Origin of the sequence: Algoriphagus sp. NBT04N3 (assembly GCF_019443765.1) — a bacterium.
Classification (GTDB): domain Bacteria; phylum Bacteroidota; class Bacteroidia; order Cytophagales; family Cyclobacteriaceae; genus Algoriphagus; species Algoriphagus ornithinivorans.
Map to the genome: position 1 here is coordinate 1260308 of NZ_CP048415.1, position 14456 is coordinate 1274763.

Below are 14456 nucleotides of genomic sequence, written 5' to 3' on the forward strand. Positions count from 1 at the left end.
TTATGCCCACTCATAAATTGGCTGACCTGTTTGTGAAAATTTCAGGAAAGCTTTCGGGTAAATCCCTTAACTTCTTCCCCAAGAAATTTTATTTACCACCAACCCAAAAATCCATGAAGCTAAAATCATTTCTTCTGGCATGCATATTCATTTCACCTTTTTTGTCTGGCTATGGACAAAAGGTAGATGAAGCCTACAATGCTAAAATCAGGGAGTATACTACTGACACAAGATTTTTGCCCACCTCTGTTTTAGACGTTATAGATCATCCAAGTATTCCATCTCCCTCAAAGCATTTTGGAGAAATAATAGGAGCTCCAGGTGTCATGCATAGAACATCTGACATTTATCAGTATTACCAATTATTGGCGGAAAAATCAGATCATTTATCCATACAGCAGGTAGAAACTACTGAAGAAGGAAGACCGATTTATCTGGTGGTGATCGGGAATAACGAAAGTATGAATGGTCTGGATACTTATAAAGAATACCTTGATCAATTAGCGGATCCTAGAAAAATCTCAGCTGACCAAGCTGAAGATATTTTTCAAAAAGCGAAGCCTGTCTATTATTTGAATGGTGGAATGCACTCTACAGAAATGGGTTCACCGGAAATGCTCATGGAGCTTGCTTATCGTTTGATTACAAGTGAAGACAGAACTGTCAAGCAAATTCGGGATAATGTGATTGTTTTAATTAACCCTGTCTCTGAGCCGGACGGTAGAGATAAGTTGGTGGATTGGTATTATAGATTTACCAAAGCCAGAACTGAGTGGGATGACGGGTTTCCAAGATCAGCTCCTTATTGGGGGAAATATGTGTTCCACGATAATAATAGAGATGGGCTACAGGTTTCCCAGGCTATCACAAAAGGGATATTTTCCATCTTTTACGAGTGGCATCCTACGGTCATGCTGGATCTTCATGAGTCTGTGCCTTTACTTTATATTTCAACAGGTACAGGTCCTTATAATGAACAAGTTGATCCTGTGACTATAGGAGAGTGGCAAGTTATGGCTAACCATGATATTACCACTTTGGCTGCTCAAGGCATGCCTGGAGCTTTTACATGGGCGTTTTATGATGGTTGGTGGCCAGGATATGGGATTTGGGTAGCTAATAACCATAATTCCAATGGACGCTTTTATGAGACTTTCGGAAATGCCGGGGCTAATACCTACCTAAGAGATTTATCCAAATCCCGATATGCAGGGGACCCTGCCACCACTAGAGAATGGTATAGACCTGATCCTCCAACAGAAAAAGTGTATTGGTCTGCGAGAAACAATATCAATTACATGCAGGCAGGAGTATTAGCTTCTCTAACCTACGCTGCCCAAAACGGAGAGCAGTTATTGCGGAATTTTTATCAAAAAGGGGTGAATTCTATCCGAAGAGGGAAGACCAAAGGTCCAAGAGCTTATGTGATCCCAAAGGAACAACGAGATCCAGCCATGGCAGCTTATTTGGTCAATCAATTGAGAGCTCAGGCAATAGAAGTTCATCAGGCAGAAAATGAAGACTATGTCATTCTTTTGGATCAGCCTTATAGAAATTTAGCAGTTACGCTTCTTTCAGAACAAAATTATCCAAAAGATGCAAAGTTTCCTCCCTATGATGACATTGCTTGGACTTTGAGTTACTTGTACGGGGTAAAAGTTGATGCAAAAGATTCGATTGATTTTGATGTGTCTTCTTTAAAAATGCTGGAAAATAATGCTGTTTACAAAGGAGAAGTTAAAAGTTCCGGCTCCACGTATTACATTTCCTATAAGGCCCAAAATAATGTCTTACCGGCACTTTACTGGATCAAGCAGAAAAAGAGTGGCGCGGATATTCAAGTATTGAAATCTGAGTTTGCCCTCGAATCAGACACTTTAAAATCTGGGTCTATTATGATCAAGGGAATAAGTTCTTCCGATTCTGAAGAGTTAACCAAAAAATTTGCTTTGGATTTAATAAGAAGCAATTCAGCCCCGAAGCAGTCTGATCTGCAAAAAGTAAGCTTGCCAAGAGTTGCTATTTATCATACTTGGTTTAATACGCAAGACGAAGGCTGGTCCCGGTTTACCTTTGAGCAAAGAGAAATTCCTTACACTTCTATTGATAAAGATGATCTCAAAGCAGGAAACCTAAATTCACGGTTCGATGTAATCCTAATCCCAAGAGCTAGGGGAGAAGCTGCGGATTTTATCCATGGAATAGACAGCAGGTTTGGCCCTATGCCTTATACCAAGACTGCAGATTTTCCTTCTCATGGATATCCAGATCAAACCAATGATATGACTGGAGGACCTGGATTTGTAGGAATTGATCAATTGAAAAAATTCATTGAAAATGGTGGAGTTGTAATCAGTATTGATAATTCTACCAGAATGATAGCTGAAACTGGAATCACAAGGGATTTAGAGTCTTATACTGCCTCAGGTTTATTTCATCCAGGTTCGGTGGTCACTGTGAAAGCAAAGAATACATCTAGCCCTATTTTATATGGGTATCCAGAAACGTTTTCGATTTTCAAGGGAAATGGCCCACTTTACCAAGTTGACTTAGCAAAAAGGGATTTGATGGTTCTACAATATGGAACCAAACCTCTAAAAGATGAAGAACCTTACACTGGGTCAATAATGGGGATGGAAAATCCCAACAAAAACCTTGAAAAGAAAGCAGATGAAGGAAAACAGGCTCCGTATGTAAGATCTGGCATGGTACGAAATGAGCAAACTATCATTGGTCATGGAGGAATATTCAATTTGCCGGTTGGTAAAGGCAGAGTAGTGGCATTTACTTTTGACCCCTTGCATCGTTTTCTGAATCACCATGATGCTCCTTTGGTTTGGAATACCTTAATCAATTGGAATCATTTGGGGCAGTAAGGAACAATTTGTCCTTTTATTAGATTTTAAAAGGAAGTCAGGGATCGACGAATTTTAGCAAATTAGAGGCTTGTTTTAGCTTTTGATTTGGGGTTTTGAATGACTCTTGGCTTTAATATTAATTAAAAAACAAAACTCAATACATTAATTATGTCAGTGAAAGTTTACGGAATCAAGAATTGTAATACGATGAAAAAAACCTTTGACTACCTGGATTCAAAGGGAGTTGAATATGAGTTTATCGATTACAAAAAGCAAAAACCCTCTTCTGATCTCTTAAACAAATTTTTAGAAAAGACTGAATTGGACCAATTGGTCAATAAGAAAGGAATGACTTACCGTAAAATGGACGAGCAGCAAAGGAAAGACTTAGAACAAAAAGAAACTGCCGTTCCTATTTTGGCTGAAAATTCCAGTATGATTAAAAGACCGATAATTCTGTATCCTGATACAAGTCTAACTTTGGGTTTTGATGAGAAGTTGATTTCAGAGAAACTATAAAAAAAATGCCTGGTAGAATGGACTACCAGGCTTTTTTCTTATATCCAGATTATTTTTCCACTGGAAAATAATCCGGTAAATTTTCAAGTATGTCTTTAGTCATAGCATCTAAGGTGAAATCTGGTTGCCAGCCCCAATCCTCCCTTGCTTTGCTGTCATCTATACTGTCGGGCCATGAATCTGCAATCTGCTGCCTAAAGTCAGGTTGGTACTCTATTTCAAATTCAGGGAGGTGTTTTTTGATACTTTCGAAGATTTCCTTTGGAGTGAAACTCATTCCAGCCAAATTGTAACTGGATCTAACTTCTATAGCCTCTTTTGGAGCATCCATCAAATCCAAGGTCGCCTTAATAGCATCAGGCATATACATCATTGGAAGGTTGGAATCCTCTCTAAGAAAACAATTGAATTTTTCCCCTGCCAAAGCCTTATGATAAATATCTACTGCATAATCAGTAGTTCCACCCCCTGGAAGAGATTTGTAACCGATCAATCCTGGATATCTTAAGCTTCTGACATCTACTCCATATTTTTGGAAGTAGTATTCACACCATCTCTCTCCGGCTTGCTTACTGATTCCATAAACCGTGTTGGGCTCTTTGACACAATATTGTGGCGTATTGAGTTTCGGGGTATTTGGACCAAATACAGCAATGGAGGAAGGCCAATAGATTTTATCCAATTTGGTTTCTTTTCCTAGTTCTAAAACAGAAAGTAAGCTTTCCATATTTAGATGCCAAGCGAAATGAGGATTCTTCTCTCCAGTCGCAGAAAGTACAGCTGCTAAATGGTAAATCTGACTTACATTTTCTTCTTTTACCAAATCAGAAAGAGCTTCTTTGTTCAAAACATCCAGCACTTCAAATCTGCAGTAATCAAAAGAATCTCTTGCAGAATCCCTCAAATCTGTTGCGATTACATGCTCTCCTCCAACTCTATCCGCTAATGCTTTGGTAAGTTCTGAACCCAGTTGTCCAGCAGCACCAATGATTAAGATTTTTTCCATTTTCAGGTGTTTAAAAAAGCCCTCATCCTTCCGAGGCTTTTTGTTTATATTTGGGTTTGCTTGCGCAAAAGTAAGAAAAATCAGAGGGTCAAACAGAATTTTTGACCAATGGGAATCGAAAATTATCAGTAAATAAAATTTTAAAATGTACGTTCAATTTAAACCCAAATTACAAGAGGAATTAAAATCCATAGAAGAAGCAGGATTGTTTAAGAGAGAAAGGGTAATTACTTCTCCTCAAGCTGCTGAGATTACAATATTCGGAGGAAAAAAGGTATTAAACTTTTGTGCGAATAATTACCTGGGACTATCCTCTCATCCTAAAGTGATTGAGGCTGCTAAAAAAGCAATTGATACACACGGTTTTGGTATGTCTTCTGTTCGTTTTATTTGCGGTACTCAGGATATTCATAAAGAACTTGAGAGAAAAATCTCTGAATTTCTGGGCACTGAAGATACAATCCTTTACGCTGCTGCCTTTGACGCAAACGGCGGGGTGTTTGAGCCATTATTAGGCCCTGAGGACGCTATCATATCCGATGCCTTGAATCATGCTTCAATCATTGATGGCGTTCGTCTGTGTAAAGCTATGCGCTATAGATATGAGCATAACAATATGGAGGATTTGGAAGCACAGCTGAAAGATGCTGTTGCTAAAGGAGCCAAACAAAAAATCATTGTGACTGATGGAGTGTTCTCCATGGATGGAACCATTGCTCAACTTGATAAAATTGTAGCATTGGCAGAAAAATATGAGGCTTTGGTGATGTCAGATGAATGTCATTCAACAGGCTTCATGGGTAAAACTGGTAGGGGAGTTCACGAGCTTTGCAATGTAATGGGTAAGATGGATATCATTACCGGCACATTGGGTAAAGCTCTTGGTGGTGCTTCAGGTGGTTTTACATCTGGAAGAAAAGAAATCATTGAATTGTTGAGACAGCGCTCAAGACCGTATTTGTTTTCTAACACTTTAGCTCCTTCTATTACAGGTGCCTCAATTGCTGTCTTGGACTTGCTATCAGAGACAACTGAATTACGGGATAAACTAGAAGAAAATACCCAGTATTTCAGAGCAAAGATGACCGAGGCTGGATTCGATATCAAGCCGGGTACTCATCCTATTGTACCTGTGATGCTGTATGATGCGGTGTTATCCCAAAAAATGGCAGAAAAGCTATTAGAAAGAGGGATTTATGTGATTGGATTTTATTATCCTGTAGTCCCTAAAGGGCAAGCTAGAATTCGTGTTCAAATCTCAGCCGGACATGATCGCGAACATTTAGATCAAGCAATCAATGCTTTCATTGAAGTAGGAAAAGATTTAAAAGTTATTTAAAAATAATCTGATTATCGGCAATCTTGTCACTAACCGTATTTTCTTTGCTTAACGTGTTGGAAGACCGATGACCGAAGAATCGGGATTCTGATTATTTGGCCTAATTCTAAGCCATATTCTTCTTCTTACTGATAAGAAAGCAGATATTGACATAAAAAAAGCCGAACATTCAGTTCGGCTTTTTTTATGATTTACTGGTCATAGCCAGTTTTCTTTTCTTTTTCATTTCGTAGTCTTCCAGGTTTTCAAACCTAGAGTCTACATCTAAGCTGTTGAGGTAATCGTTCAGGGTTTCCCTTACCTCTTGGAAAGACATATTATGCAAAACTTTACCATTTTTTGCCATTGAAATCTGGCCAGTTTCTTCTGAGACAATGAGAATCACTGCATCAGTTGCCTCCGACATCCCTATACCTGCCCGGTGTCTTAAACCAAACTGGGCAGGTACTTCGCGTTCTGTTACAGGCAAAATACAACGAGCTGCTTTTATTTTCCCGTTATGAATAATCACAGCTCCATCATGGAGTGGGCTGTATTTATTGAAAATCGAAACCAATAACCTTTTAGAAAGCTCTGCATCCAGAATATCTCCACTTTCAGCGTAAAATTTCAGTTCTGTGCTTTTTGAAATAACCATTAATGCGCCGGTGTTGGAACCCGCCAAAGTTTTGGACGCATCAATTATAGGACTGATATTGAAGGAGGAATTGTCCTTTTTTCTCCAAAAGAATAAAATGTCTTTCCAGACATTATCGTCTGATAATAAGGAAGATCTTCCAATCAAAAGGAGGAACTTTCTGATTTCAGGCGCAAAAATGATAATTGCCGCGATAACACCTACTCCCATAAATTGGCCAAGAATAGAGGAAAGTAATTCCATTCTAAGGGCACGCACTAATAGGTAAACAAGGTAAATTGAGAGGAAGCCCAAGAAAATCTTGATCGCAACACTCCCTTTCAGCAATTTGTAGACTTGATACAATAGAAAAGATACCAACGCAATATCGACCATATTGACGATGGATATTTCTAAGAATCCTATTTTAAAAAGTAAGGTCAAGGGTATAATTGTTTATATAATTTTAGGGTTTCATTTGCTTCTTTAACGTCATGAACTCTCAGGATGTTAGCACCTTTCAAAAGCGCTACCATATTTAAGGCAGTTGTTCCATTGAGGGCTTCCGAAGAATCACAATCCAAGGTTTTATAAATCATGGATTTCCTAGAAAGTCCTGCTAAAATAGGAAGTCCCAAGGCCTTCAAATAATCTAAGTTTCTTAAAAGAAAATAATTTTGATCTAGGTTTTTTGCAAAGCCAAAGCCCGGATCAATAATTACATCTTTGATGCCAAACTTTCTTATAACATCCAGTTTTTCCGCGAAATAGTTCAATATTTCAACAAGAATGTCAGAATAGTTCGTTTTTGTCTGCATTGTCGCCGGATTTCCCCTCATATGCATCATGATATAGGGAATTTTTAGCTTTGCGACTGTTTCAAACATTTCTTTATCCAACTCCCCTCCACTGATATCATTCACAATATGAGCACCCGATTCTATTGCCTCTTTGACAACTCTTGATCGAAAAGAATCTATGGAGATAAGCACTTCCGGAAACTCTTTATTAATCCAAATTATAGGTTGGATCACTCTATTCAATTCTTCTTCTACACTAACTTCCGAAGCACCCGGGCGGCTACTATATCCACCGATATCTAAAATGCTTGCCCCTTGCCGAATCATTTCTTCGGCCTTCTTCAAAATAATGTCCTTTTCCGCCTTTACTCGACTTTTATCAAAAAAAGAATCAGGAGTACTGTTTAAAATACCCATAATTTGTGGCTTTTCCCAATGAATAAGCCTTCCCTTAATTTGAAGTGTATATTTTTGAGGAAATAATTTATCTTCGATCGAAGAAGTCACGCTGTTGGCAGGTAACATTAAATTAGAATAAATTGGAAAACAAAACGAGTAACGAATATACGCAAGTAATTGCCCGTTGTAAAGAACTATTCCGCAAGAAAACCATCGATTATGGGACCGCTTGGAGGATATTAAGACTTTCTTCAATTACAGATCAAATTTTTATCAAAGCCCAGCGAATCCGTTCTATTCAGGAAAAAGGAAATCAGAAAGTTGAGGATCCTATTGTAGACGAATTTGTGGGTATCATCAATTATTGCCTGATCGCATTATTACAAATTAGTTTTGAAAAAGATGAAAGGATGGAAATCCCATTTGATGACATAGAGCCTGTGTACGATAAATGGGTCAGTCAAACCAAAGGACTTTTGGAAAACAAGAACCATGACTATGGAGAAGCATGGAGAGATATGCGGGTGAGCTCAATGACAGATATTATTTTGATGAAACTTTACAGAGTAAAGCAAATAGAAGACAATGAAGGCCAAACCTTGGTGTCTGAAGGAATAGAAGCGAATTACCAGGATATGATTAATTACTCAGTGTTTTGTTTAATAAAATTGAATTACCATGCTTAATAAAGGAATATTGTGGGTTTTGAGACTTTTGGTAGGAGGTCTATTTATTTTCTCTGGTCTAATCAAAGTGAATGATCCTGTCGGAACTGCTATTAAGCTGGAAGAGTATTTTGACGTTTTTTCTAATGACATTGCTGGATTTTTCATCTATTTCAAGCCATTCGCCTTATATATAGGCGTTGTTTTGGTTGTGCTCGAGGTAGTTTTGGGAGTGATGCTCATTTTGGGTGTAAAGAGTAAATTGACTGCCTGGGCATTAGCGGCTATGATTCTCTTTTTTACATTTTTAACTTTTTTCTCAGCCTATTTCAACAAAGTAACTGATTGCGGATGTTTTGGTGATGCAATAAAGTTGACTCCATGGGAGTCTTTCTATAAGGATGTGATCCTAATGATTTTGATCGGAGGGATTTTATTATTGAGAAATCACCTTCCAACTCATGCGCCGGGATGGGCTAAAAAATCTGTCATAGCAGTGGCAGTTTTATCTTTGATTTTATCAATCACAGCGATTAGAAATCTGCCTTTTATTGATTTTAGAGCATATAAAATTGGGGTCAATATCCCCAAAAGTATGCAGCCATCCTCTCCATTGCAATATTCATATGTCATGAAGAAAGATGGGCAAACAGTGTCTTTAGACCAATATCCAACAGAGGAGGGATATGAGTTTGTGGAAATGGTATTAAAAAATCCCGAAGCCCTTCCAAAGATTTCTGATTTCGCGGTTTGGAATGAAAACGGAGATTATTCTGAAGAAATTTTTACAGGAAATAAATTGTTGATTTTAATTAGCAATCGAGCTAAGATGAGTTCTTCAAATTTGGATGAAATTGATGCTTTGGTGAAGGACTTAAAGAGTTCTCCTATCCAAGTGGTTTTGGTTGCAGCGGCATCTCAAGAAGAGATCGATCAGTTGTTAGTAGACCAAGGTTGGGATATCCTTGCTTTGCAGGCTGATGCTACTGTAGTAAAGACAATAGTAAGGTCAAACCCAGGCATCATGTTACTTAAAGAAGGAACCGTTATCGGTAAGTTTCATCATAACAATACTCCTGATGCTTCAGAGGTTTTAGATTTGTATATTCAATGAACGAAAATTTAAAAGTAGTTTTGGTAGGGCTTCCAGGTTCAGGCAAAAGTACTTTTGGAAGACAATTAGCTCAGTCCTTGAATTTTCCCTTTTATGATTTGGATGCTATGATCGAGCAAAAAAATCAAATGAAAATCCCAGACATTTTTTCCAGAATGGGAGAGGGGAAGTTTAGAGAAATGGAATCTGAAATGTTGGCTCAGGCATTAAGTTATGATAGGTCATTTGTCCTAGCCTCGGGAGGAGGTTGCCCTTGCTTTAATGACAACATGGATTTGATTAATTCACAAGCAATTTCTGTGTACTTAGATGTACCTCTAAATGATATTTCTGATCGCTTGGAGGGAGCTAGAATTCAAAATAGACCCATGTTCCAAGGCATGGAAGGAGGTGAGATTATCCTTAAATTAAAAAACCTTCTGGCAGAAAGAGAAGAGTATTACAATATGGCAAAAATAAAGCTCAGCGGATCTGATTTCTCCACTGAGCTTTTAATATCTGAGCTAATTCACCAGCTTAGAAAGTAATTCCTAAAGTCAGAACCCCTGAGAAAATACTATTATTCAACTCAGTGAATGGTCCAATATTATTTCCCTGCTGATCAAGTACTTGGTAAGAGTTATATAAAGCGTTCGATCTTCTGTTTACCACAGCAAAATCGATCGTGAAATTATTTAATCTGGCTCCAAATCCTCCACTATATTGTTGCATACTTCTATCGAAGTTAGAGTTGCTATATGGATCTCCAAAGTGTGCAAAGCCTGCTCTTATTCTAAAAATATCCAATCTTGCTTCTCCACCAAGTCGGAAATTTAATGTGCTGGTATAGAAATCTCTGATAGCTTGGTTATCCGGACCTTCATTAAAATCATTGGAATTTAATCTTGCAGCGCTAAAGTCTACATAATCCACATCTGCTGAAATAAATCCATTTTTCCCTAAAAAGAAAGTCGCTCCGGCTCCAACTTTTAATGGTGAGTTTAGCCCGTAAGAACTCAGTATGAAATCTGTAGCAGCCTCCTCTCTTCGTAAGGTTATATCTTCTGGAGCGTAGTAGAAGTTATCAAACTCAGCTATAATTCTGGCATCATATTCTTCATTTAGGGAGTACCAAGTTGGACTTTGGAAGTTGAAACCAAGATTCAATTGGTCAATTGGCTTATAGATTAAACCTAAATTTAAATTCACTCCTGTCCCGTTGATAAATAAATTTTCTCTGAGAGAAGTATTGAACAATGGGCCTTCCGCAAACTCTTCATTATAAACTTTTCTAGAGGCAAAATTTAATGATCGAATTCCCAAGGATCCTCCCACAAATAGCTTATGGTTAAAGTTTGCTCCATAAGAAAAGGTTATTTGACTTGCATTTCCTTCTTGAGTGATGTTTTCATCTTGAAAAGCTCCGATTTCAAACCCAATTACCGGATCATATTCACCTGGAATTGCATTTCCATTGGAATCCAATAATGGATTGATCAAATAAGTATTATATGCCAGTCCTGTTAAGCCCATTCCTGGGATTTGAGACTCCGGAACTCCGATTGCATTTTGTAGATAGAAATCTATGATGGAAGTAGAACCAATTTCATCTGAGAAAAAGCCATATTCCGTATTAAAATTAGCGATCCTTTGGATACTGATACCAAATGAACCTCCCTTGAATGCACCTCTATTTAAGGGGCCTTTAGGGTTGGCGAAAACGACTGAAAGATTGGGGATAGAAAAATTACTGGTATTATACTGTCTAGGCTGTCCCAAGTATTGGGTATCTACTCTCCAGTCCGAGTAACCAAATGTGATACTGGCCTCAGATGTTCTAAAGAAGCCGAGTCCAGCCGGATTTCCAGCAATATTCGAAACGTCACCTCCTAAGGACCATTGAGTTCCTCCTATACCAATCATTCTTGCTGAACCAGCTGGTACATTTTGGCTAAATCTTAATGCATCCTCAAAATATCCACTTTGACCATAAGATAGTGTAGACAAAAAGAGAGTGAATGCTATGAAAATAGAAGATTGAACTTTCATTAAATAAATTGTTGATTTCTTAGATATAACGGGAAAAATGTACTTTTTGGTTAGAATTTGGCAAAAAAAAGGGGGGAATTAATTCCCCCTTCCTCCTCTAGATCCTGATGAGGAGCTGCTTCCGCCGCCCCCTCCTCGGGATCCACCAGAACTCATTCCTCCTCCGCCGGAAGAACTTCTACTTGGTACGCTTACGCTACCTCCGGAAGAACCTCTGCTAGGAGTATAAACACTTCTTGAATTTGTACCGCTTGAACCTCTGTTGTATGAAGGACTAGCACTTCTACTTGGTACCGCGCTTCTATTATAAGAAGGACTAGATGATCTACCATAGGATGGACTTGAAGAAGGTCTTCTATAATTATCCATGCTACTTCTGGAATTTGTATTTCCGTAAGATCTCATTGTTGGTCTTGCTGAAGGCATTGCACTTCTTGTTCTAATCGAAGACGATCTGTCTAAAGCAGGTGAACTTGCAGACCGGGCCCCAACTCTTGAAGTTGAAACTCTTGATCTACCTGAGTTGTAATAGTCATTTTGACTTGAGCTGAAATCACGAGAAGTAGATCTTGCTCTATCTGAACCTACTAGGCCTCGATTTTGATTCAATACGTTTCTTCTGGCCTCGGCTCTTGCTGTACTTGGTAAAGCTGCTGAACTAGCTCTATCAAAACCTGCACCTGCTAAGCCGGCACCACGTGTTGGTCTAGCTCCTCTAACAACTCCTCTGTTGCTAAATTCACTTCCTGGAAGGACGTAAATTGGATTACCCGCATATACTGGAATGCCCCAGCCTGGATAACCTCCCCATGCATAACCTGGGAATCCCCATCCTCCAAATCTAGGTCCAAAACCTGGTCCCCAGAAAGGATCATAGAAGCCCATTCCGAAAGGTCTTCCAAAAGGTCCATAAAATGGATTACCCCAGCCAAAACCTAAATTTACATTAAAGCCTGGTCTGAATCCCCATCCTGGACCCCAGAAAGGGTCGAAGAATCCGAATCCCCAAGGATTGAAGCCATACATCAATCCCATATTGAAGTTGATGGAAGGATTGCTGAATGGACTGGTATTAGCACCACCCACTCTATAATTATTGTATGCGTCGATATTTCCTGAATTTTGTTGCCCTTCAAATTCATCAAAATAAACTACCTCATCGCCAGTTTCTACTGATTCTGATTGGTATCTTGAAAGGTAATCAGGGTTAACGTTTCTGCTAGAAAAACTTTCATCAGGTACATTGCTCAAAGCATCAAACTCCTGAAAAGTCTCAGGCCTGTTGTTTTGAACCGCATACTGACTTACAAGTTTTGCGTCAGAAGCCATAAAGTACAAGTTATCCGTCTCGCCTCTAGATGCCATCTGAGATGTACTGCAAGAAGCCAGGATAAATGTCCCTATGACTGCTGGAGTTAATATTTTTGAAAATTTCTTCATACTAGAAGTTGGATTGTTACTATGTTATACGGCGTACCGAGTGAAGGGTTATACTTTTTAAGTTATATTTGCCCCGCTCAATTTAGCAAAAATATAGACATTTCATATCCAAATCAACAAGTATGAGTAAAGGATTACCAAAGCGTAGCGAGGATTATTCCCAATGGTACAACGAGTTAGTGAAGCGTGCCGACCTAGCCGAAAATTCAGCAGTAAGAGGTTGCATGGTTATCAAACCCTATGGATACTCTATTTGGGAAAAAATGCAGGCCGAGCTAGATCGAATGTTCAAAGAAACTGGCCATACCAATGCATACTTCCCTTTATTTATTCCTAAATCATTTTTGAGCAAAGAAGCTTCACACGTGGAAGGCTTTGCCAAAGAATGCGCGGTAGTCACTCATTACAGATTGAAAAATGCAGAAGATGGTTCTGGGGTTATTGTTGATCCAGAGGCAAAATTGGAGGAAGAACTGATTGTAAGACCTACTTCTGAAACAGTTATTTGGAGCACTTATAAAAATTGGATTCAATCCTATCGTGATTTACCGCTTTTAGTTAATCAATGGGCAAATGTGGTAAGATGGGAGATGAGAACTAGGCTTTTCCTCCGTACCGCTGAGTTTTTATGGCAGGAAGGGCATACCGCTCATGCTACCAAAGAAGAGGCGATGGATGAAACTGTTCAGATGATGAATGTTTACGCTCAGTTTGCTGAAGAATTCATGGCCTTACCGGTCGTAAAAGGCAGAAAAACTGAGAATGAAAGATTTGCCGGAGCTGATGAGACCTTCTGTATTGAAGCAATGATGCAGGACGGCAAGGCGCTGCAAGCTGGAACTTCCCACTTTCTAGGCCAAAATTTCGCAAAGGCATTTGATGTAAAATTTGCAACCAAAGAAGGAGGGCTTGACTTTGTTTGGGGAACTTCTTGGGGAGTAAGTACACGTCTGATGGGTGCCCTAATCATGGCTCATTCAGATGATAACGGATTGGTTTTGCCTCCAAAATTGGCTCCAATTCAGGTTGTCATTGTTCCTATTTACAGAGCGGAAGAAGAGTTGAATGCTATTTCCGAAAAGGCGAATGAAATCATGGCTGCTTTAAGAAAAGTTGGTGTCTCTGTCAAATTTGATAATAGGGATACACACAAGCCAGGATGGAAATTTGCAGAGTATGAATTGAAGGGAGTACCATTGAGAATAGCGATAGGCCCAAGAGATCTCGAAAATGGAACAATAGAATTGGCCAGAAGAGATACTTTAACAAAGTCTACTTTTGATCTTTCATCTGAACCTATCGAGATAATGATTCCTAAATTATTGGATGAGATTCAGGATAGTATTTACCAAAAGGCTTTAAGCTTTAGAAAAGAAAAAACTACTGAGGTCAACTCTTGGGATGAGTTTCAAGAAGTGTTAAATAATAAAGCAGGATTTGTATCTGCTCATTGGGATGGAACTTCTGAAACCGAGGATAAGATCAAGGAGTTGACAAAGGCAACGATTCGTTGTATTCCTTTGGATCAGAAAGAGGAAGAAGGCAAATGCATTCTCACTGGTAAGCCATCTCAAGGCAGAGTCTTATTTGCTAAAGCTTATTAAACTTCACCCGGATTTAATTCCGGGTTTTTTTTTGCAAAATGTTAAGGGTTCAATTGTTTCTAGTATTT

The 14456-nt window shown here is 38.8% G+C and carries 12 protein-coding genes; 7 read left to right on the forward strand and 5 right to left on the reverse strand.

Translation table 11 applies throughout. The features are described from left to right. Nucleotides 1–113 precede the first annotated feature (113 nt). Entirely contained in the window at nt 114–2876 is a 2763-nt protein-coding gene (locus GYM62_RS05405; protein ID WP_219958640.1) for a M14 metallopeptidase family protein, read from the forward strand. A 150-nt stretch (nt 2877–3026) separates the two neighbouring features. Beyond that, nucleotides 3027–3377, forward strand: a complete 351-nt coding sequence (locus tag GYM62_RS05410) for a Spx/MgsR family RNA polymerase-binding regulatory protein (RefSeq protein WP_219958641.1) — start codon at nt 3027–3029, stop codon at nt 3375–3377. 49 nt (nt 3378–3426) lie between these two features. Here the strand turns inward: GYM62_RS05410 and GYM62_RS05415 are convergent, their stop codons facing one another. Continuing rightward, entirely contained in the window at nt 3427–4383 is a 957-nt protein-coding gene (locus GYM62_RS05415; RefSeq protein ID WP_219958642.1) for an NAD-dependent epimerase/dehydratase family protein, read from the reverse strand. Between the two features lie 145 nt (nt 4384–4528). On the opposite strand from GYM62_RS05415, the gene kbl reads away from it, so the two are divergent. Further along, entirely contained in the window at nt 4529–5722 is a 1194-nt protein-coding gene (gene kbl, locus GYM62_RS05420) for a glycine C-acetyltransferase (protein WP_219958643.1), read from the forward strand. Nucleotides 5723–5906: 184 nt separating this feature from the next. Here the strand turns inward: kbl and cdaA are convergent, their stop codons facing one another. After that, nucleotides 5907–6782, reverse strand: a complete 876-nt coding sequence (cdaA, locus tag GYM62_RS05425; protein WP_219958644.1) for a diadenylate cyclase CdaA — start codon at nt 6780–6782, stop codon at nt 5907–5909. Further along, nucleotides 6779–7663 carry a dihydropteroate synthase gene (gene folP / locus GYM62_RS05430; protein WP_219958645.1) on the reverse strand — a complete coding sequence of 295 codons (885 nt, stop codon included), beginning with the start codon at nt 7661–7663 and terminating at the stop codon, nt 6779–6781. The genes cdaA and folP overlap by 4 nt, the downstream gene beginning before the upstream one ends. 14 nt (nt 7664–7677) lie before the next feature. On the opposite strand from folP, the gene GYM62_RS05435 reads away from it, so the two are divergent. Genes GYM62_RS05435 through GYM62_RS05445 form a run of 3 tightly spaced genes read left to right on the forward strand, consistent with a single transcriptional unit; the run spans nt 7678 to nt 9843 of the window. After that, nucleotides 7678–8223 (forward strand): DUF1599 domain-containing protein, encoded by a 546-nt coding sequence (locus GYM62_RS05435; protein ID WP_091654178.1) that lies wholly within the window; start codon nt 7678–7680, stop codon nt 8221–8223. Then, entirely contained in the window at nt 8216–9316 is a 1101-nt protein-coding gene (locus GYM62_RS05440) for a BT_3928 family protein (protein ID WP_219958646.1), read from the forward strand. Before GYM62_RS05435 ends, GYM62_RS05440 begins: the two co-directional genes overlap by 8 nt. Beyond that, entirely contained in the window at nt 9313–9843 is a 531-nt protein-coding gene (locus GYM62_RS05445; RefSeq protein WP_219958647.1) for a shikimate kinase, read from the forward strand. Before GYM62_RS05440 ends, GYM62_RS05445 begins: the two co-directional genes overlap by 4 nt. Here GYM62_RS05445 and GYM62_RS05450 read toward each other — a convergent pair. Together GYM62_RS05450 and GYM62_RS05455 are read right to left on the reverse strand one after the other, a co-directional pair. Then, nucleotides 9833–11344: an OmpP1/FadL family transporter gene (locus GYM62_RS05450; protein WP_219958648.1), complete on the reverse strand. Its 1512-nt coding sequence runs from the start codon at nt 11342–11344 to the stop codon at nt 9833–9835. The two genes, GYM62_RS05445 and GYM62_RS05450, sit on opposite strands and share 11 nt — an antisense overlap. A gap of 78 nt (nt 11345–11422) precedes the next feature. Beyond that, entirely contained in the window at nt 11423–12784 is a 1362-nt protein-coding gene (locus GYM62_RS05455) for a hypothetical protein (protein WP_255590573.1), read from the reverse strand. 122 nt (nt 12785–12906) lie between these two features. Here GYM62_RS05455 and proS point away from each other — a divergent pair, with 122 nt between their 5' ends. Further along, a complete protein-coding gene (gene proS / locus GYM62_RS05460) occupies nt 12907–14388 on the forward strand; it encodes a proline--tRNA ligase (RefSeq protein WP_219958649.1) in 1482 nt (493 codons plus the stop codon). Nucleotides 14389–14456: the final 68 nt, after the last annotated feature.